The 19,756-nt window shown below is 66.9% G+C and carries 21 protein-coding genes; 9 read left to right on the top strand and 12 right to left on the bottom strand.

Annotated features, from left to right (window positions below):
- The first annotated feature begins 235 nt into the window (after window positions 1-235).
- On the top strand, window positions 236-1,252 hold the full coding sequence (locus ACN5W5_RS12885) for a sulfate ABC transporter substrate-binding protein (RefSeq protein ID WP_420048906.1): 1,017 nt from the start codon (window positions 236-238) through the stop codon (window positions 1,250-1,252).
- Window positions 1,253-1,443: 191 nt separating this feature from the next.
- On the top strand, window positions 1,444-2,007 hold the full coding sequence (locus ACN5W5_RS12880; protein ID WP_420048905.1) for an RBBP9/YdeN family alpha/beta hydrolase: 564 nt from the start codon (window positions 1,444-1,446) through the stop codon (window positions 2,005-2,007).
- 37 nt (window positions 2,008-2,044) lie between these two features.
- On the opposite strand, the gene ACN5W5_RS12875 is transcribed toward ACN5W5_RS12880, so the two are convergent.
- Window positions 2,045-2,245, bottom strand: coding sequence for a hypothetical protein (locus ACN5W5_RS12875; RefSeq protein ID WP_420048904.1), 201 nt, complete (start codon window positions 2,243-2,245; stop codon window positions 2,045-2,047).
- A gap of 123 nt (window positions 2,246-2,368) precedes the next feature.
- Between ACN5W5_RS12875 and cysT the strand changes: the two genes are divergently transcribed.
- The 4 genes from cysT (at window position 2,369) to ACN5W5_RS12855 (ending at window position 5,813) form a co-directional block, all read left to right on the top strand.
- Window positions 2,369-3,250 carry a sulfate ABC transporter permease subunit CysT gene (gene cysT, locus ACN5W5_RS12870; RefSeq protein WP_420048903.1) on the top strand — a complete coding sequence of 294 codons (882 nt, stop codon included), beginning with the start codon at window positions 2,369-2,371 and terminating at the stop codon, window positions 3,248-3,250.
- Complete coding sequence (gene cysW, locus ACN5W5_RS12865; RefSeq protein ID WP_420048902.1) at window positions 3,247-4,164, top strand: sulfate ABC transporter permease subunit CysW; 918 nt, start codon at window positions 3,247-3,249, stop codon at window positions 4,162-4,164. Before cysT ends, cysW begins: the two co-directional genes overlap by 4 nt.
- Window positions 4,165-4,182: 18 nt before the next feature.
- On the top strand, window positions 4,183-5,271 hold the full coding sequence (locus ACN5W5_RS12860) for a sulfate/molybdate ABC transporter ATP-binding protein (RefSeq protein ID WP_420048901.1): 1,089 nt from the start codon (window positions 4,183-4,185) through the stop codon (window positions 5,269-5,271).
- Window positions 5,272-5,405: 134 nt separating this feature from the next.
- The gene (locus ACN5W5_RS12855; RefSeq protein WP_420048900.1) at window positions 5,406-5,813 is read left to right on the top strand and encodes an MAPEG family protein; all 408 of its coding nucleotides are present in this window, start codon (window positions 5,406-5,408) and stop codon (window positions 5,811-5,813) included.
- Between the two features lie 19 nt (window positions 5,814-5,832).
- Here the strand turns inward: ACN5W5_RS12855 and ACN5W5_RS12850 are convergent, their stop codons facing one another.
- Together ACN5W5_RS12850 and ACN5W5_RS12845 are read right to left on the bottom strand one after the other, a co-directional pair.
- On the bottom strand, window positions 5,833-7,458 hold the full coding sequence (locus ACN5W5_RS12850) for a gamma-glutamyltransferase family protein (RefSeq protein WP_420048899.1): 1,626 nt from the start codon (window positions 7,456-7,458) through the stop codon (window positions 5,833-5,835).
- A gap of 59 nt (window positions 7,459-7,517) precedes the next feature.
- A complete protein-coding gene (locus tag ACN5W5_RS12845) occupies window positions 7,518-8,141 on the bottom strand; it encodes a glutathione S-transferase family protein (protein WP_420048898.1) in 624 nt (207 codons plus the stop codon).
- A gap of 75 nt (window positions 8,142-8,216) precedes the next feature.
- Between ACN5W5_RS12845 and ACN5W5_RS12840 the strand changes: the two genes are divergently transcribed.
- The gene (locus tag ACN5W5_RS12840) at window positions 8,217-8,378 is read left to right on the top strand and encodes a VOC family protein (RefSeq protein WP_420048897.1); all 162 of its coding nucleotides are present in this window, start codon (window positions 8,217-8,219) and stop codon (window positions 8,376-8,378) included.
- 10 nt (window positions 8,379-8,388) lie between these two features.
- Here ACN5W5_RS12840 and ACN5W5_RS12835 read toward each other — a convergent pair whose 3' ends face one another.
- The gene (locus tag ACN5W5_RS12835) at window positions 8,389-9,528 is read right to left on the bottom strand and encodes an NAD(P)/FAD-dependent oxidoreductase (RefSeq protein ID WP_420048896.1); all 1,140 of its coding nucleotides are present in this window, start codon (window positions 9,526-9,528) and stop codon (window positions 8,389-8,391) included.
- 47 nt (window positions 9,529-9,575) lie between these two features.
- The gene (add, locus tag ACN5W5_RS12830; RefSeq protein ID WP_420048895.1) at window positions 9,576-10,589 is read right to left on the bottom strand and encodes an adenosine deaminase; all 1,014 of its coding nucleotides are present in this window, start codon (window positions 10,587-10,589) and stop codon (window positions 9,576-9,578) included.
- A gap of 202 nt (window positions 10,590-10,791) precedes the next feature.
- Between add and ACN5W5_RS12825 the strand changes: the two genes are divergently transcribed.
- The gene (locus ACN5W5_RS12825) at window positions 10,792-11,256 is read left to right on the top strand and encodes a DUF1810 domain-containing protein (RefSeq protein WP_420048894.1); all 465 of its coding nucleotides are present in this window, start codon (window positions 10,792-10,794) and stop codon (window positions 11,254-11,256) included.
- A 98-nt stretch (window positions 11,257-11,354) separates the two neighbouring features.
- On the opposite strand, the gene dnaJ is transcribed toward ACN5W5_RS12825, so the two are convergent.
- The 3 genes from dnaJ to grpE form a co-directional block, all read right to left on the bottom strand.
- A complete protein-coding gene (gene dnaJ, locus ACN5W5_RS12820; RefSeq protein ID WP_420048893.1) occupies window positions 11,355-12,479 on the bottom strand; it encodes a molecular chaperone DnaJ in 1,125 nt (374 codons plus the stop codon).
- An 84-nt stretch (window positions 12,480-12,563) separates the two neighbouring features.
- On the bottom strand, window positions 12,564-14,501 hold the full coding sequence (gene dnaK / locus ACN5W5_RS12815; protein WP_420048892.1) for a molecular chaperone DnaK: 1,938 nt from the start codon (window positions 14,499-14,501) through the stop codon (window positions 12,564-12,566).
- Between the two features lie 119 nt (window positions 14,502-14,620).
- Window positions 14,621-15,181, bottom strand: a complete 561-nt coding sequence (grpE, locus tag ACN5W5_RS12810; protein ID WP_420048891.1) for a nucleotide exchange factor GrpE — start codon at window positions 15,179-15,181, stop codon at window positions 14,621-14,623.
- 140 nt (window positions 15,182-15,321) lie between these two features.
- On the opposite strand from grpE, the gene ACN5W5_RS12805 reads away from it, so the two are divergent.
- Complete coding sequence (locus ACN5W5_RS12805; RefSeq protein WP_420048890.1) at window positions 15,322-16,176, top strand: fumarylacetoacetate hydrolase family protein; 855 nt, start codon at window positions 15,322-15,324, stop codon at window positions 16,174-16,176.
- A 92-nt stretch (window positions 16,177-16,268) separates the two neighbouring features.
- Here ACN5W5_RS12805 and ACN5W5_RS12800 read toward each other — a convergent pair whose 3' ends face one another.
- The 4 genes from ACN5W5_RS12800 to ACN5W5_RS12785 form a co-directional block, all read right to left on the bottom strand.
- Window positions 16,269-16,589 (bottom strand): winged helix-turn-helix transcriptional regulator, encoded by a 321-nt coding sequence (locus ACN5W5_RS12800; RefSeq protein WP_420048889.1) that lies wholly within the window; start codon window positions 16,587-16,589, stop codon window positions 16,269-16,271.
- 145 nt (window positions 16,590-16,734) lie between these two features.
- Window positions 16,735-17,268, bottom strand: coding sequence for a MarR family winged helix-turn-helix transcriptional regulator (locus ACN5W5_RS12795; RefSeq protein WP_420048888.1), 534 nt, complete (start codon window positions 17,266-17,268; stop codon window positions 16,735-16,737).
- 45 nt (window positions 17,269-17,313) lie between these two features.
- The gene (locus ACN5W5_RS12790) at window positions 17,314-19,026 is read right to left on the bottom strand and encodes an acyl-CoA dehydrogenase family protein (RefSeq protein WP_420048887.1); all 1,713 of its coding nucleotides are present in this window, start codon (window positions 19,024-19,026) and stop codon (window positions 17,314-17,316) included.
- Between the two features lie 23 nt (window positions 19,027-19,049).
- Window positions 19,050-19,733 carry a flavin reductase family protein gene (locus ACN5W5_RS12785; RefSeq protein ID WP_420048886.1) on the bottom strand — a complete coding sequence of 228 codons (684 nt, stop codon included), beginning with the start codon at window positions 19,731-19,733 and terminating at the stop codon, window positions 19,050-19,052.
- Between the last annotated feature and the right edge of the window lie 23 nt (window positions 19,734-19,756).

Raw genomic sequence — 19,756 nt, 5'->3', positions numbered from 1 at the left:
TGGCGGTGTTTTCTACCGTTCTGGATGGATAGTTTGTCAAAAACTATCAAGCAGCGCCATTTGATTGCCTTGATGGAGCCCATAGCCGCAGCGGGGGTCTGCGCCGGGTCCTAGCGGTCAAGACACATTTGGCTCAGCTGTTTTAGTAATAAACAACTGAAAACGTATTCGTTCCTGTTTTGTTGCCCGGCTTCCATGATCCGCTCCGTTGTTCATTCATTTCCGGAGAAAACCCATGAAAAACCGCCGCAGCTTCACCACCACCCTGATCGCCGGCACCCTGGCCGCCGCCGCGTTGCCGGCCTTTGCTCAGCCCGCCCCCGTCACCCTGCTCAACGTGTCCTACGACCCGACGCGCGAGCTCTACGTCGAAGTCAACGCCGCCTTCATCAAGCACTGGAAAGCCAGGACCGGCCAGGACGTCACCATCAAACAGAGCCACGGCGGCTCGGGCAAGCAGGCCCGCTCCATCATCGACGGCCTGGACGCCGACGTCGCCACCCTGGCCCTGGCCGGCGACACCGACGCGCTGCACAACAACGGCGGCTGGATTCCGAAAGACTGGCAGAAGCGCCTGCCGCACAACAGCTCGCCCTACACCTCCACCATCGTGCTGGTCACCCGCGCGGGCAACCCCAAAGCCATCAAGGACTGGGACGACCTGATCCGCCCGGACGTGAAGGTCATCACCCCCAACCCCAAGACCTCGGGCGGCGCGCGCTGGAACTACCTCGCGGCCTGGGAATTCGCCAAGCGAAAGTACGGCAGCGAGGCCAAGGCCAAGGAATTCGTGGGCAAGCTGTACGCCAACGTGCCGGTGCTTGATTCGGGCGCGCGCGGCTCGTCCGTCACCTTCGCCCAGCGCGCCCAGGGCGACGTATTCATCTCCTGGGAAAACGAGGCCTACCTGCTGGAGAAGGAGTTCGGCAACAAGGTGGACTTTGTCTACCCCTCGCTCTCGATCCTGGCCGAACCGGCCGTGACCGTGGTGGACAAGAACGTGGACAAGAAGGGCACACGCGCCGTGGCGCAGGCCTACCTGGAGTACCTGTATACCGAAGAGGCCCAGGACCTCATCGGCAAACACTTCTACCGCCCGACCTCGGCCAAGGCCCAGGCCAGGTACGCCAGGCAATTGCCCAAGCTCAAGCTGTTCAGGATCGAAGAGGCCTTTGGCGGCTGGGAGCAGGCGGCCAAGCTGCACTTCGCCGACGGCGGCAGCTTCGACCAGATCTACAGCATCCGCCCATGAGCGCCGCCCGGCCGCTCCGAAGGCGCTCAGCCCCGCAGTGCGCAGCACGGAGGGAAGTCCAGTGAGCGCCGCCCGGCCGCTCCGAAGGCGCTCAGCCCCGCAGTGCGCAGCACGGAGGGAAGTCCAGTGAGCGCCGCCCGGCCGCTCCGAAGGCGCTCAGCCCAGCAGTGCGCAGCACGGAGGTTGGTCCAGTGAACGCCGCCCGCATCCTCATCGTGCCGGGCTGGCGCAACTCCGAGCCCGAACACTGGCAGAGCCTGTGGGCCGATCGACTGCCCAACACCCGCCGTGTGGAGCAAGGCGACTGGCTGTTCCCACGCCGGCAGGACTGGGTGGACCGGCTGGTGGACGAGATCCTTGCGAGCCGTGGCGAACGGGTCGTGCTGGTGGCGCACAGCCTGGGCTGCATGGCGACCGTCCACCTGCCGCCCGAGGCGGCGGCACGCGTGAGCGCGGCCCTGCTGGTGGCGCCAGCCGACCCGGAGCGGCGGGCGCAACTCGCCGACTTTGCCCCGGTGCCGCACCAGCGCTTGCCCTATCGCAGCATCCTGGCGGCCAGCAGCAACGACCCGTATTGCCCGGTGCGACTGGCCGGCGCCTACGCCCGGGCCTGGGGCAGCGAGTTCTTGAGGCTGGAGAACGCGGGCCACATCAACGTGGCTTCCGGTTTTGGCGAATGGCCACAGGGCCTGCAGCTGCTGGCTCAGTTGGGTGTCGACGTCGACCCCGCCGAGCTGTTGCGGCGTGCGGCCTGATGGCCATCGGTTTGAAGAGACCTCAACAACGCCGCCATCAGGCCATGACCACGGCGATGAAGGCCAGCATGAAGATCAGCAGGGCCGCCATGGCCGGCAGGATGAGGGGCATGTAGTGCACGACGCTGTCGAGGATGTCTTCCGCGTGCTCTTCGGCGTACGCACGCAGTTCCGGGTCGGAGTAGGTCCTCGGATGGTCGGCCAGGGCCTGATCGGGAGGTGGCTGATGGTGCTGCATGGCAAGGGCCTTTCACGCTTGCATCGCGGCGAGCGACGCTTCTGTGCCAACAGCCTGACCTGATCGAGCGCGCACGTCAACCACACGACCCGCATGGCTTTTTCATGCGAGAGAACCCACCACATGAACACCTCAACGCTCCCTGCCGTCATTCCACGGGATACCCGTCCTCGTCGCGCCCCGCGCCGCGTGCTGCCCGGCTTCAAGCTCACGCTCGGCTTCACGGTGTTCTACCTGTGCCTGATCGTGCTGATCCCGCTGTCGGCGCTGGTCGTCAAGACCTTCACGCTGACCGGGCCGCAGTTCTGGGAATCGGTCACCGCGCCGCGTGTGCTGGCCTCGTACCGGCTCACCTTCGGCGCCTCGTTCATCGCCGCGCTGGTCAACGTGGTGTTCGGCCTGCTGGTGGCCTGGGTGCTCGTGCGCTACCCCTTTCCGGGCAAGAAGATCGTGGACGCGCTGGTGGACCTGCCGTTCGCACTGCCCACCGCCGTGGCCGGCATTTCGCTGACCGCGCTGCTGGCCGGCAACGGCTGGATCGGCCAGTACCTGGAGCCGCACGGCATCCAGCTCGCGTTCAACCCCAACGGCATCGTGATCGCGCTGATCTTCATCGGCCTGCCCTTCGTGGTGCGCACGGTGCAGCCGGTGCTCGAAGACGCCGAGAAGGAGCTGGAAGAGGCCGCCACCTGCCTGGGCGCCACGCGCTGGCAGACTTTCAGCCGCGTGATCTTCCCGAGCATCGCGCCCGCGCTGCTCACCGGTTTTGCCATGGCGTTTGCCCGCGCCGTGGGTGAATACGGCTCGGTCATCTTCATCGCCGGCAACATGCCCATGGTGTCCGAGATCACGCCACTGATCATCACAGCGAAGCTGGAGCAGTACGACTACGCCGGCGCCACGGCCGTGGCCACGGTGATGCTGATGTTCTCGTTTGCACTCCTGCTGGTGATCAATGGCTTGCAGGGCTGGCAGCGCAAGCGTTCAGCGGGGAATTCGCAATGAGTGGCCAGAACAACATCCGCACCGCCCAGCGCGGCACCACCGAAGCGCCCTGGGTCCGCTACCTGCTCACCGGCGTCGCGCTGGTGTTCATGTTCCTGTTCCTGGTGCTGCCGCTGGCGGCCGTGTTCACCGAAGCCTTGCGCAAGGGCTGGGACGCCTATTGGGAAGCGCTCAAGGAGCCCGACGCCTGGGCGGCGATCCGCCTGACGCTGCTCACCGCCGCCGTGGCGGTGCCTCTGAACCTGGTGTTCGGCATTGCGGCCGCCTGGGCGATTGCCAAGTACGAGTTCCGTGGCAAGTCCTTCCTCACCACGCTGATCGACCTGCCGTTCTCGGTCTCGCCCGTGGTGGCCGGCCTGATCTACGTGCTGGTCTTCGGTGCGCAGGGCTGGTTCGGTCCCTGGCTGATGGAGCACGACATCAAGATCGTGTTCGCCGTGCCGGGCATCATTCTGGCCACGGTGTTCGTGACCTTCCCCTTCATCGCGCGCGAGCTGATCCCGCTGATGCAGGCCCAGGGCAACGACGAGGAACAGGCCGCCATGGTGCTGGGCGCCACCGGCTGGCAGACCTTCTGGTACGTGACCCTGCCCAACATCCAATGGGGCCTGATCTACGGCGTCATCCTGTGCAACGCGCGGGCCATGGGCGAGTTCGGCGCGGTGAGCGTGGTGTCGGGCCACATCCGCGGCCAGACCAACACCATGCCGCTGCACATCGAGGTGCTCTACAACGAATACCAGTCCGCCGCCGCGTTCGCCGTGGCCTCGCTGCTGGCCCTGCTGGCACTGGTGACGCTGGCCATCAAGTCGGTGGCCGAGTGGCGCATGGAGCGCGAACTCAAGGCCCTGGCTGAGTTGCCGCCCGAGCGGCCCACCCCTGCGCTGGGCGCCACCGCCGGCAGCACCCACTGACCTTCAACGGGAATCCCCATGAGCATCCAGATCCGCAACGTCAACAAGCACTTCGGCAGCTTTCAGGCCCTGCGCGACGTCCACCTCGACATCGCCTCGGGCGAACTGCTGGCGCTGCTCGGCCCCTCGGGCTGCGGCAAGACCACGCTGCTGCGCATCATCGCCGGCCTGGAAACGCCGGACACCGGCAGCATCCACTTCAGCGGCGAAGACACCACCGACGTGCACGTGCGCGAGCGCAACGTGGGCTTCGTGTTCCAGCACTACGCGCTGTTCCGCCACATGACCGTGTTCGAGAACGTGGCCTTCGGCCTGCGCGTGAAGCCGCGCGGCGAGCGCCCCAGCGAGGCGCAGATCAGACTGAAGGTGACCGACCTGCTCAAGCTGGTGCAGCTCGACTGGCTGGCCGACCGATACCCCTCGCAGCTCTCCGGCGGTCAGCGCCAGCGCATCGCGCTTGCCCGGGCGCTGGCGGTGGAGCCGCAGGTGCTGCTGCTCGACGAGCCCTTTGGTGCGCTCGACGCCCAGGTGCGCAAGGAGCTGCGCCGCTGGCTGCGCCGCCTGCACGACGAGCTGCACGTGACCAGCATCTTCGTGACCCACGACCAGGAGGAGGCGCTGGAGGTGGCCGACCGCGTGGTGCTGATGAACAAGGGGGTGGTGGAGCAGTGCGGTTCACCGCAGGAGGTGTGGGACCACCCGGCCAGCCCGTTCGTCTACGGCTTCCTGGGCGACGTGAACCTGTTCCACGGCCGCGCGCACGAGGGTCTGCTGCACCTCGACGGTGTCGCCATCCAGACGCCCGAACACGCTGATGCCCAGAACGCCCAGGCCTTCGCCTATGTGCGCCCGCACGACCTCGACGTGCTGCGCCACACGCCGGGCGCCAGCGGCATCGTCGCCACGCTCAACCGCGCCATCGTGGTCGGCCCGATCGCGCGGCTGGAGCTCTTGCCGGTGGAGAACCACCAGCCGGCCGGCCACGACCCGCTGATCGAGGCCCAGATTCCCGCGTTGCAGTTCCGCGAGCTGGGCTTCAAGGATGGCGAGACGCTGGTGGTGTCGCCGCGCAAGGCGCGCGTTTTTTTGCAGCCACAGGCGTGCTGACCCCTTCCTTTTGACGCTTTGCCTGGCAGGTGCCGCGGCGGACACCGGTTTGCCTGCCGGTGAGGTCCTGTCGCATCATGTCGGCTGGCCCTCGCCCGTCGCTGTCCCATCCCCCCCACCTGGAGCCCCCCACCATGTCTCCTTCGCTGCTGGCCCTGCTGGGCTTCATTGCCTGGACCCTGTTGCTGCTGGTGATCATGGAGACCATCCGGTCCAGGCTGGTCCTGACGGGCGCGGTAGCGGCCAACGGATTCCAACCGGACAACGCCAACCTGTCGCCCTTCATGCAGCGCCTGGCGCGAGCCCACGCCAACTGCCTCGAAGGTCTGCCCGTTTTCGGCGGGTTGCTGCTCCTGGCGGCGGTGGCGGGCCGGACCGCGGTCACCGATCCACTGGCCTGGGTGCTGCTGGGCGCGCGGGTCGTGCAGTCGCTCATCCACCTGGCGTCCACCTCGCCGGCGGCCGTGACGGCCCGGTTCACCGCGTTTGCGGTGCAGATGGGCATTGCGGTCTATTGGGTTGTCCGCCTGTACGTCGCATAGGGCGCAGCGACCCGCAGTTTCAGAACCCCACCGCCTGTCCGTCGCGCCGCGGATCGCTCGCCGCCACGTAGCCCTCGCTCGCCGGGTCGCCGAGGCGCCAGATGAACTGCCCCGCGCCGAAGTCCTGGTAGGGGTCGTCGATCAGGCGGGTCTGGTGGCCCAGGTCTTTCAGGCCCTGCACCGTGGCCGGATCCATGGCGGATTCGACGTTGATGTGCAGCCCGGCGTCGAAGCGCCAGCGCGGCGCGTCGCAGGCGGCCTGCACGCTCTGGCCGTGGTCGAGCATGCGCACGAGCGTCTGCACATGGCCCTGGGGCTGCATGTTGGCGCCCATGACGCCGTAGCTCATCACCGGCTGGCCGTCTTTCGTGAGGAAGGCCGGCACGATGGTGTGAAACGGCCGCTTGCCCGGTGCCACCAGGTTGGCCGTGTTGCGGCCGGGGCTGGCCTGCAGGTTGAAGCCGTGGCCACGGTTCTGCAGGCTGATGCCGAACAAGGGTTCCACGGTGCCCGAGCCAAAGCCCATGTAGTTGCTCTGGATGAAGCTGACCATCATGCCGCGCTCGTCGGCCGCGCTGAGGTACACCGTGCCGCCCTTGGCGGGGTTGCCGGCACCGAAGTCCTGCGCGCGCTGCCGGTCGATCAGCTTCGCGCGTCCGCGCAGGTAGGCCGGATCGAGCATCTGTTCGGTGCTCACGTCCATCGCGCCGGGTTCGGCCACGTAGCGGTAGACGTCGGCGAAGGCGAGCTTCATGGCTTCGATCTGCAGGTGCTGCGCGGCCACGCTGTCCACCGGCATCGCGGCGAGGTCGAAGTTCGAGAGGATGCCCAGCGCGATCAGCGCGGCGATGCCCTGGCCGTTGGGCGGGATCTCGTGCAGCGTGTGGTCGCGGTAGTCCTGGCCGATGGGCGCGACCCACTCGGGGCGGAAGGCGGCCATGTCGGCCTCGGTCAGCGCGCCGCCGTGTTGCGCTGCGAAGCGCGCCAGCGCCTGCGCGATGGGTCCGCGGTAGAAGGCTTCACCTCTGGATTCGGCGATGGCGCGCAGGCCGCGCGCGGCGGCCGGAAACTTGAACAGTTCACCCACCTGCGGCGCGCGGCCCCAGGGCAGGAAGTGCTCGGCAAAGCCGGGCTGGCTTTGCAGTTCGGGTGTGGCCGCGGCCCATTTCTGCCGCACCACCACCGGCACCGCACAGCCTCGCTCGGCCAGTTCGATCGCAGGTTGCATCAGATCGGCAAAGGGCAGCCGGCCGAAGCGTTCGCTCAGGGCCGCCCAGCCGGCCACGGCGCCGGGCACGGTGACCGAATCGATCCCGCGCTTCGGGGGCGCGAGCGCGTCGGCGCCGTACTTGCGGTGGAAATGGTCCGGTGTCCAGGCCATCGGCGCGGTGCCCGACGCGTTCAGACCGTGCAGTTGCTGCCCGTCCCAGAGGATGCAGAACGCGTCCGAGCCCAGGCCGTTGCTCACGGGCTCGGTGATGGTCAGCGCGGCCGCGGCGGCGATGGCGGCGTCCACCGCGTTGCCGCCCTGCAGCAGCATGCGCAGCCCGGCCTGAGCGGCCAACGGGTGCGAGGTGCTGACGATGTTGCGGGCAAAAACCGGCAGGCGTGTGCTGGGGTAGTTGTGGGTGTAGGGGAAGGGCATGGGGTTTCTGGTCGGGGTGCTGTGAGGGTCTGCGCACACCAAGTTCGAGGCCCAGCCTCTCAGGCGTAATCGTAGCTACCGCCCTTTTTCAGCGCGCGCTGGTAGGCCGGGCGGGCATGGATTTTCTTGAGCCAGGCCATGGTCGCGGGCCGCGAAGGGCTCAGGCCGGCGCGCGAGACGGCCGCTTCGAGCGGGAAGCTCATCATGATGTCGGCGGCGCTCATCTGCTGGCCCGCGAACCAGGGGCGGGACGCCAGCTCCTGCTCGATGTAGTCCAGGTGCACGTCCACCATGGGCTGCACCTTCTTGATCGCTATCTTGCCCATCAAAGGAATCTTGGACATCGCCAGCATGAGCAGCAGCATGGGCATCACCGAACCTTCGGCGTAGTGCAGGAACTGCCGGTAGCGGCGCAGGCCCTCGCCCTGGTCGGCGGGGCCGAGAAGACCGGTCTTCTCGACCAGGTACTCGCAGATCGCGCCGGTTTCCACCAGCTTGACGCCACCGTCCTCCAGCACCGGCGACTTGCCCAGCGGGTGCACTTCTTTCAGCTCCGGCGGTGCGAGCATGGTGTGTTTGTCGCGTTCGTAGAAGCGGATTTCGTAAGGCAGCTTCAGCTCTTCCAGCATCCAGAGCAGGCGCTGCGAGCGGGAGTTGTTCAGGTGGTGGACGATGAGGGTCATGGCAGAGGGCATGGAGGGAGACAAGGTTGGCATTGTGGTGCACAGCAACCGTCCCGTCTCAAACAGGCGCTCAACATGCCCACCAGCCCGCACGCCATCAACGGGTTAGAAATCCCCGCCACCGACTTCGCTCGCGCCAAGGCGTTCTGCGAAACCGTACTCGGCCGCGGCCTCGGCTTCTTCGCCCACTTCATCGACACCGAGGGCAGCACGGTCGGTCTGCACTCGATGGGGTGAGGGCGGGCGCTCAGGCCCGCAGTGTTGCCCGTGCGGGTGACAGCATGGCCGCCGTCAGTCCGCTGTCCGCGATGTGCGCCGGCAGCGGCAGCCCGCGCGCCAGCGCCGCGCAGGCCTCGCCCATGGCCGCGCTGGTCTGGATGCCGTAGCCACCCTGCGCAGCGCACCAGAAGAAGCCCTCTGCAGAAGCATCGAAACCGCCCACCAGATCGCCATCGGCCACGAAGGAGCGCAGGCCGGCCCAGGTGTGGGTGGGGCGCGGGCTGAGCGTGGTCCAGGTTTCGATGGCGTACAGGCCGAGCGCGATGTCCAGTTCTTCGGGTTGCACGTCCTGCGGCACGGTCGGGTCGGCGTTCACCGGCGAGGCGAGCAGGGCGCCGGCGTCGGGCTTCATGTAGAAGCTCTCGTCGGCGGCGAGCAGCAGCGGCCAGTGCGCCGTGTCCACGCCGGCCGGGGACGCGAAGGTGAAGGCCGTGCGGCGTTTGGGCACCAGGCCGATGGGCGCCACTTCGGCCAGACCTGCGATGGCATCGCACCACGCGCCCGCGGCGTTGATCAGCACCGGGGCGGTGTATTCGCCGCCGGCCGCGGTGCGCACGCGCCAGTGATCGCCTGCGCGTTCGATGGCCACGACCTCCGCATCCGTCACCAGCTCGCCGCCCGCGCGCCGGAAGCCGCGCAGGTAACCCTGGTGGATGGCGTGCACGTCCATGTCGAAACTGTCGGGCTCCAGGATGGCGGCGCTGACCTTCTCGGGGCGCAGCGCGGGCACCATCGCCAGGGCTTCGTCGGCGCCCAGCCAGCGGCCGCGCGGGCTGATGGCCTTGAGCACGTCCCAGGCTTCGTGCAGGTGGTGCATCTCGTCAGCACCCGCCACCGTCAGCAGGCCGCGTGGCGTGAGCAGCGGCGCGCTGGCAAAGCCTTCGGGCGGGTGCTGGAAGAAGGGCTCACTGGCCCGTGACAGCGCGCGCACCTGGGGCGTGCCGTAGGTGGCGATGAACTGCGCGGCCGAACGGCCGGTGCTGTGGTAGCCGGGCTGGCTCTCGCGCTCCAGCATGACGCAGCGGCCGTGCGGCGCGAGGAAGTGGCCGGTGGAAGCGGCGGCAATGCCGGCGCCGATGAGGATGAAATCGTGTGTTGGAGTGCTCATGCCCGGCATGTTACGGCGCGCCGGATCGGCCCGGCGCCAGCGTGGACTCACCAGCGGTCCAGAGCCTCGCGCAGCCGGTTCTTGATGTCCGCGTTGGCGAAGCTTGCGTCGATGGACGTGCGGGCGACGGCGCGCAGATCGTCGGCGGTCCAGCCGAAGGCGGTCTGGCACAGCGCGTATTCGGCTTCGAGCGTGGTCTCCAGCAGGGCCGGGTCGTCGGTGTTGAGCGAGACGGGCACACCCGCGCGGCGCAGCCGGTCCACCGGGTGGGCGTTGATGGACGGGTAGACACCGAGCTTGAGGTTGGAGGTGGGACACACGCCCAGGGGAATCTGGCGCTCGGCCAGCAGGGCCACGAGTGCCGGGTCTTCGATGGCGCGCACGCCGTGGTCGATGCGGTCGGCGCCCAGCAGCTCGATCGCGTCGCGCACGCCTTCGGGGCCGCTGGACTCACCCGCGTGCACGGTGCGCTTCAGGCCGGCCGCGCCCGCGCGGCGGAAGGCTTCGGCAAAGCGGGGGCCGGTGCGCCCGGCCGTTGCCTCGTTGCCGTCGATGGAGAGGGCGATCACGCGCGGGTGCCGCAGCGCCACCAGCGTGTCCACCAGTTCCGCCGCCGCATCGGCCGACTGCGTGCGCAGCAGGCTCACGCACAGGCCCACGGGGGGCAGGCCGTCCTGCTCGGCGGCACGAAACCCGGCGTCGAGCGCGTCGATCATGGCCGCCAGGCGGCCGTGCCAGGGCTTCCAGTGGGTGGGGTTGAAGATCAGGTCGGCGTAGCCCGTGCCGCCGGCGGCCAGGCGCTGGCTGAAGCCATAGGCTGCCTCGGCCAGTTCTTCGCGGCTGCGCACCAGACCGCAGGCCCAGTCGAGAAAGTGCAGAAAATCAGCGAGGCCCTCGAACTTCAGCAACTGCTCGGGCGGACGGGGCAGCGGCTCGCCGAAGCGCCGGGCCCAGGTCTCCAGCTGCGGCACCGGCAGGCAGCCCTCCAGGTGCACATGGACTTCGGCGCGCGGCAGGGTGCGCAGGCGGTCGTGCGGCGTGTCTGGGGTGATTGTTGTCATGGACTGGCGGTGATGGTCTGGATGAAGCGCCATGATCGGTGATACCGGCGGCTGTGCCATACGGCCTGCCGCATAGCGGTTATCGGATCACCATGTCGACCTGCCACCACCGGCGGTGGGTGTCTGCGACCGGCCGCGTTGTGCCGGCAAGTTGCGGGCTACACTGGCCCCACCCGCGCCGGGGCAGCCGCTCCAGGTCACCTTGAATCCTGCAACGCCTTCGTCAACCGCCACCGGCATGCACGATCCGTTCAACCTCCAGCGTTTCATGGACGCCCAGTCCGGGGTCCATGAAACCGCGCTCGCCGAGCTGACCGAGGGTCGCAAGCAGACCCACTGGATCTGGTTCGTGCTGCCCCAACTCCGGGGCCTGGGGAACAGCCACCACGCCCAGTTCTACGGCATCAGCGGCAAGGCCGAAGCGGCGGCCTATCTGGCCCATCCGCTGCTGGGGCCACGGCTGATCGAATGCATCCGCGCGGTCAGCCACCACGTTGGCCAGAGCGCCGATTCCATCCTCGGCCCGGTGGACGCTCTCAAGTTCCGCAGCTGCCTGACGCTGTTCGAGGCGGTGTCACCGGAAACACCCGAGTTCTCCGCCGCGCTGCGGCAGTTCTACGGCGGCACCCGCTGCCCGAAGACGCTGGCGCTGCTGGCTGATGGGTAGAAGGCGTCGGTGAGCCGGTCCGCGGGTTGATCGGATGGCGGCAAAAAAGGGCGACGGTTACCCGGCGCCCTTCGCGTTTCCGAACCCCTCAGCCGAACTCAGACGAAGAAACTCTTCGCCTTCTCAAACCAGCCTTTGTCGTGCGGGCTGTGCTTGTGGCCGCCCTTCTTGAACGACTCGTCCAGTTCCTTGAGCAGCTTGCGCTGGTGCTCGGTGAGCTTGACCGGCGTTTCCACCGCCACATGGCAGTACAGGTCGCCGGGGTAGCTGCTGCGCACGCCCTTGACGCCCTTGCCGCGCAGGCGGAAGGTCTTGCCGCTCTGCGTGCCTTCGGGCAGGTCGATGGTGGCCTTGCCCTGCAGCGTGGGCACGTCGATCTCGCCGCCGAGTGCGGCGATGGTCATGCTCACGGGCACCTGGCAGTGCAGGTCGTCACCCTCGCGCTCGAAGATGTCGTGCTTGCGCAGGCGGATCTCGATGTAGAGGTCGCCCGAGGGGCCGCCGTTCTGGCCCGGCTCGCCGTTGCCGCTGCTGCGGATGCGCTGGCCATCGTCGATGCCGGCGGGGATCTTGATCTCCAGCGTTTTCTGCTTCTTGATCTTGCCCTGGCCGTGGCAGCTGATGCAAGGCTCGGGAATGATCTTGCCGCTGCCGTGGCAGGTGGGGCAGGTCTGCTGCACGCTGAAGAAGCCCTGGCGCATCTGCACCTGGCCCTGGCCGTGGCAGGTGGAGCAGGTCTTGACGCTGGTGCCGGGCTTGGCCCCGGTGCCTTTGCAGCTTTCGCAGTCGTCCCACGACGGGATCTTGATCTGTGCGTCCTTGCCGGTGGCGGCCTCTTCGAGGCTGATTTCCATGGCGTAGGACAGGTCGGCACCGCGGTAGACCTGGCGGCCGTTGCGCTGGCCGCGGGCACCGCCAAAGATGTCGCCGAAGATGTCACCAAAGGCATCGCCGAAGCCGTTGAAGCCTTCGGCGCCACCGCGCATGTTGGGGTCCACGCCAGCGTGGCCGTGCTGGTCGTAGGCGGCCTTCTTCTGCGGGTCCGACAGCATTTCGTAGGCCTCTTTGGCCTCCTTGAACCGTTCTTCGGCGGCCTTGGCCGCATCACCCTGGTTGCGGTCCGGGTGGTGCTTCATCGCCAGCTTGCGATACGCCTTCTTGATTTCGTCGTCCGAGGCGTTCTTGGGCACGCCCAGCACTTCGTAAAAATCGCGTTTAGCCATGGTCTTTTGCAGATCTGTTTGAATACAAACGCCGCGTCAGGTTGCCCAGACGCGGCGGCGGTTTGAAAGCCATCGAAATGGCGATCAGCCCTTCTTGACTTCTTTCACTTCGGCGTCAACGATGTCGTCGTCGGCCCCGGTCTTGCTGGCGCTCTCCTGGCTGGCGCCTTCGGTGGCGCCGGCTGCGGCGGCTTCGGCCTGCGACGCGGCGTAGACCTTTTCACCCAGCTTCTGGCTGGCGCTCATGAGCGCTTCGGTCTTGGACTCGATGGCTTCCTTGTCCTCGCCCTTGAGCGCTTCTTCCACGTCCTTGATCGCGGCTTCGATGGCGTCTTTTTCGCCGCCATCGAGCTTGTCACCGTGTTCGCCCAGCGACTTCTTCACGCTGTGCACCATGGCTTCGCCCTGGTTGCGGGCCTGCACCAGTTCGACCTTCTTCTTGTCGTCGGCGGCGTTGAGCTCGGCGTCTTTCACCATCTGCTGGATCTCGGCTTCGGACAGGCCGGAGTTCGCCTTGATGGTGATCTTGTTTTCCTTGCCAGTGCCCTTGTCCTTGGCGCCGACGTGCAGGATGCCGTTGGCGTCGATGTCGAACGACACTTCGATCTGCGGCATGCCGCGCGGTGCGCTCGGGATGCCTTCGAGGTTGAACTCGCCCAGCGCCTTGTTGCCGGCAGCGATCTCGCGCTCGCCCTGGAACACCTTGATGGTCACGGCCGGCTGGTTGTCTTCGGCGGTGGAGAACACCTGCGAGAACTTGGTCGGGATCGTGGTGTTCTTCTGGATCATCTTGGTCATGACACCGCCCATGGTCTCGATACCCAGGGACAGCGGGGTCACGTCGAGCAGCAGCACGTCCTTGCGGTCACCGCTGAGCACCTGGCCCTGGATGGCAGCGCCCACGGCGACGGCTTCGTCGGGGTTCACGTCCTTGCGCGGTTCCTTGCCGAAGAATTCCTTGACCTTCTCCTGCACCTTGGGCATGCGGGTCATGCCGCCGACCAGGATCACGTCGTGGATGTCGGAAACCGAAATGCCGGCGTCCTTGATGGCCATGCGGCAGGGCGCAATGGTGCGCTCGATCAGCTCTTCCACCAGGGCTTCGAGCTTGGCACGCGTGAGCTTGATGTTCAGGTGCTTCGGGCCTGACGCGTCGGCGGTGATGTAGGGCAGGTTCAGGTCGGTCGCGGCCGAGCTGGACAGTTCGATCTTGGCCTTTTCAGCGGCTTCCTTCAGGCGCTGCAGGGCCAGCACGTCCTTGGTCAGGTCAACGCCCTGTTCTTTCTTGAACTCGGTGACGATGTAATCGATGATGCGCTGGTCGAAGTCTTCGCCGCCCAGGAAGGTGTCGCCGTTGGTGGACAGCACTTCGAACTGCTTCTCACCATCGACGTCGGCGATTTCGATGATGGACACGTCAAACGTGCCGCCGCCCAGGTCGTACACGGCGATCTTGCGGTCGCCCTTTTCCTGCTTGTCCAGGCCGAAGGCCAGGGCCGCAGCGGTGGGCTCGTTGATGATGCGCTTGACGTCAAGGCCGGCAATGCGACCGGCGTCCTTGGTGGCCTGACGCTGGGCGTCGTTGAAGTAGGCCGGCACCGTGATCACGGCTTCGGTCACGGGCTCGCCCAGGTAGTCCTCGGCGGTCTTCTTCATCTTGCGCAGGATGTCGGCGCTGACCTGCTGGGCCGAGATCTGCTTGCCGCGCACTTCCACCCAGGCGTCGCCGTTGTCGGCGGCCACGATGGCGTAGGGCATGAGGTCGATGTCTTTCTGGACTTCTTTCTCGGTGAACTTGCGGCCGATCAGGCGCTTGATCGCGTAGAGCGTGTTCTTGGGGTTGGTCACGGCCTGGCGCTTGGCGGACGCGCCGACCAGCACCTCACCGTCTTCCTGGTAGGCCACGATCGACGGCGTGGTGCGCGCACCTTCCGAGTTCTCGATCACCTTGGTGGTGTTGCCTTCCATGATGGACACGCACGAGTTGGTGGTGCCCAGGTCGATGCCGATGATTTTTCCCATTTGTGTGCTCCGGTTCTGAAAAGTGAATGTTGAAAAGGGTGTGGATGCGGTGTGCATCCCTTGTGGAAGATGTGTGGATAACTTAGCCGTTTTTCAAGGGCGGGGCCGCACAAATGCCGTTATTTGGGTGCGGCCACGGTGACCAGGGCCGGACGCAGCACGCGATCGGCGATCAGGTAGCCTTTTTGCAGCACGGCGACCACGGTGTTGGCCTCCTGCTCGGCGGGCACCATGCTGATGGCCTGGTGCTGGTGGGGGTCGAATTTGCTGCCGGTGGCCGGGGCGATTTCCAGCACCTTGTGGCGCTCCAGCGCGCTTTTCAACTGCTTGAGCGTGGCTTCGGAGCCTTCGCGCAGCTGCTCGCGCGTGGCTTCCTGGATGCCGAGACCGGCTTCCAGGCTGTCGGCGACGGCCAGCAGGCTCTCGGCAAAACTTTCCACCGCGAACTTGCGCGCCTTGCTGATGTCGTCCTCGGCGCGGCGGCGGGCGTTTTCGGCCTCGGCCTTGGCACGCAGGAACTGGTCTGCAAGGTCGGCGTTTTTTGCCTTGAGTTCGGTGACTTCGTTGGTCAGGGCGGCCAGCGCATCGGCTTCGGCCACGGCCGCCGCGGCGAGGGCTTCTTCCGCGTTGAGGGGGGAGGTGTGCTCGGGGGTGGCGGTGGGGTTCGGTGGTTGGATCATGTCGATGAAGAATGGTCGTGAAATCGATGGCAAAGCTGGCCGTGCGCGGTAATTCGGGGCGGTCTGGCCGGATTCAAGGGGGCTGGCGGCAAAAGGGCCCGATGCGGGTGAAAATTGGCGTTTTTCACAGAGACAAGTCCATGAAACTCTTTCGCCACGGCCCACAGGGTGCCGAAAAACCCGGTCTGATCGACGCCAACGGTGCGCTGCGCGACCTCTCGGGCGTGGTGCCGGACATCGGTCCGGCCACCCTGGGGGTCGATTTTATGTCGCGGCTGGCGGCGCTGGATGCAACGACCTTGCCGCAGCTGCCGGCCAACACCCGCCTGGGCCCCTGCGTGGGGGCTGTGGGCAATGTCGTGTGCATCGGTCTGAACTACGCCGACCACGCCGCCGAAGCCGGCCTGAAGGCCCCCGGCCAGCCGATCGTGTTCAACAAGCACAACGGCGCCATCAGCGGGCCGACGGACGATGTCTGGCTGGCGCCCGGCTCGCAGAAGCTGGACTGGGAGGTGGAACTGGGCATCGTGATCGGCGAGCGCGCTTTCCATGTGAGCGAAGCGGATGCGCTGAACCATGTGGCCGGGTTCTGCCTCGTGAACGACGTGTCCGAACGGGCATACCAGATCGAATACGAGGGCCAGTGGACCAAGGGCAAGAGCTACCCGACCCACTGCCCCATCGGCCCCTGGCTGGTGACACCCGACGAACTGGGCGACGAGCAGGATGTGGACCTGTGGCTGGACGTGAACGGCGTGCGGCGCCAGACCGGCAGCACGCGCACCATGATTTTTGGCGTGAAGACCATCGTGAGCTATCTCTCCCGTTTCATGGCGTTGATGCCTGGCGACGTGATCCCGACCGGTACGCCGCCCGGCGTTGGCATGGGCCAGAAGCCGCCGGTCTACCTGAAGGCGGGCGACGTGATCACGCTGGGCGGGCGCGGGCTGGGCGAGCAGCGCCAGGTGGTCAGGGACACCCCCCTGCGCCGCTGACGCGACCGCCCCCGGCGGGGGACCACACCCGTGGCCCGGCAAAGCCGGTTCCACGGTGTGCTGGAAGGGTGCCCCCTTCTCCGGCTGACGGTTCAGGCTGCGTGTGCCGCCGCCCGCGCCAGCTGGTGCGACCACTTGCTGGCGAACTGCTGCACGTCGTGCATGCGGCGGGCCAGGTCGGCGCCCTGGCTGGTGAGCCGGTAGCCGTCGCCACCGTGGTCCACCAGATGGGCTGCGCGCAGTTCCTTCAGGCGGGTGTTGAGCGTGTTGGGGGTGACGCCTCCCACGCTGTCCTGCAGCAGGCGAAAGGTCTGGGGGTGGCCATCGCTCAGAGCCCAGATCACACGCATGGCGTAGCGCGATTCCAGCAGATCAAAGAGCTGGATCACTGCGGTTGGGTCTTTGGCACTCATGTTGTGTCTCCTGGTGCAGCCCTCTGTGACGGGGCTTGAGAAACACTATACGGCGCCTGCTAGCAGTTTGCTAGCTGTGTGCACTGCAGCAATGTGGCGCAATGTCCAAGGCTCCGGATATACCCGGATTGCGCTAGCGTGGGGGCTACCGCAGATACACCTTGCGCAGCAGGGTATTGAGCGTCTCCAGCTCGGCGGGCGTCAGGGCGTGGGAGACGTCGTGCTCCAGCCGCGTGGCGGTGGTCTGGGCCTGTTTCTGCAGGCGCTTGCCCTCGGCCGAAAGGTGCAGCCCCTGCGCTCGGCGGTCGGAGGGGTGGGGCTTGCGCACGATCAGGCCGCGTTTGTCCAGGCTTTTGATCATGCCCACCAGGTTGGGCGGCAGGATGTCGAGTTCCGCGCACAACTGGCGCGAAGTCACACCCGGGTTGTGGGCGATGAGCGTGAGCACCGAAAAATCCACCGGGCGCAGGCCAAAGGGCTCCATGCGACGCAGGAACACGGTGATCACCGCCAGCGCGGCGCGCCGGGCGTTGTAGCCGAGCAGGGTTTCGAGGTAGCTGGTGTCCAGGCCCGAAGAGGGCTCGGGCGTGTCGACGGACGGACTCACCGGATCGGTGCCAGCGGTTTTGCGGGGCGCACGGGGACGGCGCAGGGTGTTGGCGACGGAAGGTTCAGACATGGCTGGCAAGCATAGCGCGAGCGCAAAGTTCGTCCTTGACAGGGGTCATGCCGTGCCCAGGCTGGCGTCGAGCATGGCCAGGCGCATGTCGAACTCGGGCCAGACCCAGCGCCAGAAACCGGTCTGTGCGGCTTGCCAGCGCAGCGCGTCGGCCCCGGCGGTGGCGCCGATGCGGGCCCAGGCCCAGGCCATCAGGAGCATGGCCACGGCACGCAGGAAGTCGTCGGCCAGCCAGTGGGCCAGGTCGGCGGGGGCGTCTTTGGCGGCGGCGCGCGGCAGCAGACGCTCGCGCAGGAAGGTTGTGAATCGGGCGAATTGTGCCTTCACGCGCGCGGCTTGCGCGTCTTCGCCCAGCTCGCTGCCGATGTCGGTCAGCAGCTGCAGCAGCGCTCCACCGCCGTCCGGCAGGGTCTTGCGCAGCAGCAGGTCGATCGCCTGGATTTCGTTCGTGCCTTCGTAGATCATGGCCACGCGCGAATCGCGCACGATCTGCTCGATGCCCCATTCGCGCACGAAGCCGTGGCCGCCGAAGACCTGCAGGCAGGCGCTGGCACCGTGGAAGGCCTGGTCGGTCCAGGCCGCCTTGAGCACCGGCGTGACCAGCGTGCACCAGCGGCTGGCGAGGTCGCGGCGGGCGGCGTCGCCGTGGTGTTTGAGGATGTCGAGTTCCAGCGCGGTGCGGTAGGCCACGACCCGGCCGGCGTCGATCCAGGCACGTTGGGCGTCAAGGATGCGGCGCATCGCCGGGTGTTGTTCGATCAGGTCCGCCTCGCCGGCCTTGGCCGATCCGCCGGGTGCGCGCATCTGGCGGCGTTCCTTCGCATACGCGTCGGCCTTCTGCCAGGCCGCGTCGAGCAGGCCGATGCCCTGCAGGCCCACATGCAGGCGGGCAGCGTTCATCATCACGAACATGGCGTTCAGGCCCTTGCCGGGTTCGCCGACGATCCAGCCAGGGGCTTCGTCGAAGCGCATCACGCAGGTGGGGCTGCCGTGCAGGCCCATCTTTTCTTCGATGCGTTCGCAGACCACCGCGCTTCTGGAGCCGTCTTCGTAGAACTTCGGCACCAGGAACAGCGACAGGCCTTTCGGGCCGGGTGGGCTGTCGGGCAGGCGCGCGAGCACCAGGTGCACGATGTTGTCGGTCAGGTCGTGTTCGCCGCCGGAGATGAAGATCTTGGTGCCGCTCAGCGAGAAGCGGCCATCGGCCAGGGGCACGGCCTTCGTGCGAATCAGGCCGAGGTCGGAGCCGGCGTGCGGTTCGGTCAGGCACATGGTGGCCAGCCACTCGCCGGTGGCCACCTTCTCCAGGTAGCGCGCCTTCAGCTCGGGCGAGGCATGGTGTTTGATGCACTCATAGGCCCCGTGCAGCAGGCCGGGCGCCATGGTCCAGCCGTGGTTGGCGGCGCTCAGGTTCTCGTACAGCATGGCCTCCAGCGCGGCGGGCAGGCCCTGGCCACCGTCTTCGGTGGCGCAGGCCAGCGACGGCCAGCCGGCCTGCCAGAAGGCCTGGTAGGCGTCGCGAAAACCCGGTGGCATGGTGACGGCGCCGGCCTGCCATTGCGCACCGACCTCGTCGCCCTCGCGGCTGAGCGGCGCGATCACCTCGCCCACGAACTTGCCGGCCTCGTCGGTCACCTGCACCAGCAGGTCTTCGTCGAAGTCGGCGTAGGCGGGCAGGGCGGCGAATTGCTGCGGCGCCTGCAGCACGTTCTGCAGGATGAAGCGTTGTTCGGCGGGCTGGGGCTGGTAGGCGTTCATGGCTCTGGTTTTTTTGGGGGGTGTCAGCGGGAGCGGGTTTCCTGCGCGGCCTTGTCGGGCGAACCTTCGAGGCCGGCCAGCAAGGCCTTGCTGTTGCCGGGGATGACCATCTGGAACTTGTTGTCCACGGTGGTGTATTCGTAGTAGCCCATGCGTGCGATGGGCTGCATCTTGAGCACGTCGACCATGCCGTTGCCATCGATGTAGGCGTCGTCGATGTGGATAGCGACCACGCGACCGAACACCACGTCCACCGTGCCCATCGGCGGGCGGCCGGGGAAACGCAGGGTGTTGAGGTACTCGCACTCGAACTGGATCGGCGAGCCTTTCACGCGCTTGGGCCTGACCAGCCGGCTCTCCAGTTTTTCCAGCCCGGCGCGTTGAAATTCGTCCACGCCGTGCGGGAGCTCCTCGGCGCTGATGTTGACCGCCTCGCGCAGCGCATACGTCGCCATGTTCCAGACGAACTGGCCCATCTGCTCGGCGTTGCGCACCGAGTCCTTGCGCTCGCCCTGCGTGCTCTGGTTGGCACTGAACATGACGATGGGCGGGTCGAAGGTCACGTTCTGGAACTGGCTGTAGGGCGCGAGGTTGTCGCGCCCCTGCGCGTCCACCGTGGAGATCCAGCCGATGGGGCGCGGGATCACGCAGGACTTGAACGGGTCGTGCGGCAAGCCGTGAGGCGTCTGGCCAGGTTCGTAGTACATCCGGAATTCCGTTCGGTGGACGT

The sequence above is a fragment of the Hydrogenophaga sp. ZJX-1 genome, assembly GCF_048590325.1.
Taxonomy (GTDB): Bacteria; Pseudomonadota; Gammaproteobacteria; order Burkholderiales; family Burkholderiaceae_C; genus Hydrogenophaga.
Note: the sequence above shows the minus strand (reverse complement) of the source record. Positions and strands in the feature narration are given on the sequence as shown.